The sequence below is a fragment of the Spirosoma sp. genome, from assembly GCF_048594605.1.
In the GTDB taxonomy this organism is placed as follows: domain Bacteria; phylum Bacteroidota; class Bacteroidia; order Cytophagales; family Spirosomataceae; genus Spirosoma.
Genome location: NZ_JBMDWV010000276.1, coordinates 1 through 2,240, shown reverse-complemented (window position 1 = coordinate 2,240; position 2,240 = coordinate 1). Strand labels below are relative to the sequence as shown.

General features: G+C 47.7%; 4 protein-coding genes. 3 read left to right on the top strand and 1 reads right to left on the bottom strand.

Features of this window, described 5'->3' with window-relative positions:
• Both ACOJS8_RS16700 and ACOJS8_RS16695 read left to right on the top strand, forming a co-directional pair.
• Positions 1-509, top strand: a 509-nt coding sequence (locus ACOJS8_RS16700) for a sterol desaturase family protein (RefSeq protein ID WP_420149682.1), incomplete at its 5' end; no start/stop codon positions are given.
• Positions 510-707: 198 nt separating this feature from the next.
• Positions 708-1,028 (top strand): hypothetical protein, encoded by a 321-nt coding sequence (locus tag ACOJS8_RS16695; RefSeq protein ID WP_420149681.1) that lies wholly within the window; start codon positions 708-710, stop codon positions 1,026-1,028.
• Positions 1,029-1,131: 103 nt separating this feature from the next.
• Here the strand turns inward: ACOJS8_RS16695 and ACOJS8_RS16690 are convergent, their stop codons facing one another.
• A complete protein-coding gene (locus ACOJS8_RS16690; RefSeq protein ID WP_420149680.1) occupies positions 1,132-1,860 on the bottom strand; it encodes an arylesterase in 729 nt (242 codons plus the stop codon).
• Positions 1,861-1,985: 125 nt separating this feature from the next.
• On the opposite strand from ACOJS8_RS16690, the gene ACOJS8_RS16685 reads away from it, so the two are divergent.
• Positions 1,986-2,240 (top strand): ATP-binding cassette domain-containing protein (locus ACOJS8_RS16685; RefSeq protein WP_420149679.1); only part of this gene is annotated, 255 nt, incomplete at its 3' end.

The following is a 2,240-nucleotide window of genomic DNA, read 5'->3' as shown; positions in this document are numbered from 1 at the left end:
ATACCAATCTTTTCGAGTATGGACTGCTCTGGTATCCGATAAGTATTGGGCTGGTGCTGCTAATCCATGAAACCTATTACTACTGGCTTCACCGCTGGATGCACAGACCCGGCGTTTATGCAAAGGTGCACAAAACTCATCATGACAGCCTGACTACCTCGCCCTGGACGGCCTTTTCATTTCATCCGCTTGAAAGCACTTTACAGGCCATCATTATTCCGGCCTTACTGTTTGTAATTCCCCTGCACTATTCGGCCGTTGGCCTGATTTTGATCATCATGACCCTATCAGGTGCCATCAATCATTTGAACATGGAAATCTATCCGCCCGGCTTTGACCGGCATTGGCTGGGCCGCTGGCTGATTGGAGCTACTCACCACAGTTTGCACCATAGCCAGTACCGCTACAACTACGGGCTCTATTTTACCTTTTGGGATAAGTGGATGAATACGGAAAGCCCTGATTTTAGGCGTATCTTTTCTCAGAAAAGCAAAAAGGAAACCAACTAAGCCGAAAGCTAAACCACATAGCTGTCAGCCCGCTCAGATAAACTGGCGAACGAAAGAGTTGCTGTTACCTTCCCCTGCTGTTGACAGATACCGTCGGTTTGTTTCTACCCATTACCAGCGGACGACGTGTAAGCCATCAGAAATTCAGACAAACTGGTTCAAATTGCTTAAATTGAGTCAAGATCTGCCTCTTTTTCCATGCAATACTATCTACGCTTCCTCTGCTACGATGATCAGAGTCGGCAATCCTCGGCCCAGATTCATTCTGATATTCCCATTGATGGATTGATGCACTTTGACTATGGTGATATCGTGAAGATTGGCGACGATGCCGACGATCCATCTACCTGGCTTCAATATTACGTAGCAAACCTGACTCTGAGCGAGCAGATTAATGATCCGGCAAGGCCAGGTACAAAGGCACTGCTGCTACATGTTTATTTAGCCAGGGCTGAGCAATGGACGGAATTTGAGATACCTACGCAGGTTCGGAAGATCTGGGAAGACAGCCAATTGTGAACGACTGGTTTTACTACGTTTGCTGACCTCAATTTCATGAAATCTTCTGAATACCAACGTAGTAAAACAGCTGCCAGAATCCAGGAAGTGCCTTACTTCGCTTCTAGCTTTTCGATGACAACACCGGCTCAAGAATTTTCCAGACCGTACTGGCTACGATTTTATGACCCGCGGGCGTTGGATGAATACCATCCGGCTGATTAAGTTTAGCCACACCGCCAACCCCTTCGAGCAGGAATGGAATCAAAATCGCTTTGTTTTTGTCGGCCAGCTCTTTGAATAACTCCCGAAATTCCTTCGTATACGTAGTGCCCATATTAGGCGGAATCTGCATACCTGCCAGCACGATGGTTGCCTGCGGACTTTTACGCCGAACCGTATCCATAATCGCCTGTAAATTCTGTCGCGTGGCCGCCAACGGTAGTCCCCGAAGACCGTCGTTACCCCCTAGTTCCAGAACAAATACCACTACGGGCTGGCGCATCACCCAGCTAATACGGCTCTTACCACCCGCCGTTGTTTCGCCACTCAAACCGGCATTGACAACCTGATAATTAAATCCGGCGGAATCAATTTTTTGTCCGACCAATGCCGGGAACGCCTGCGATGGCTCAACGCCATAACCTGCTGTTAGACTATTGCCGTAAAAAAGTACGATTTGCTTCTTCGACGTAGCAGCCGACTCTGTTTCGGCAGAAGCGGCACCTGCAGACGTAGTGTCTGATTTTGAACGGGTTTTCGTGTCAGATGAGCCACACCCCCAGACCGTTAGGAGCAACATTAGACCACTTATCACAGAATACGGCATTTGTGCAGATTGAAAGAACTTCATCGTTTCTACAGGAGTTAATGAATGAACACAGAGCCACAGAGAACACAAAGAAATATTTTAAAAAACTCTGTGTTCTCTGTGGCTCTGTGTTCATTCAAAAGTAGTGTCAACCGTTTTTTGTTCCAATGAGTATTCTGCGCGTCGAAAATCTGACAAAATCCTATTCAAGTGGTGGACGGGAACTGACCGTTCTGCACGGTGTAAATTTCACGCTTGAACCCGGCGATACGTTCTCTATTGTCGGACCGTCGGGTAGTGGCAAAACGACGTTGCTAGGCTTATGCGCCGGTTTAGATCGCGCTTCGTCGGGTAGTGTGTATTTAAACGACATTCGTCTGGATACGCTCAACGAAGATCAGCGGGCGGCTTTACGAAATCAG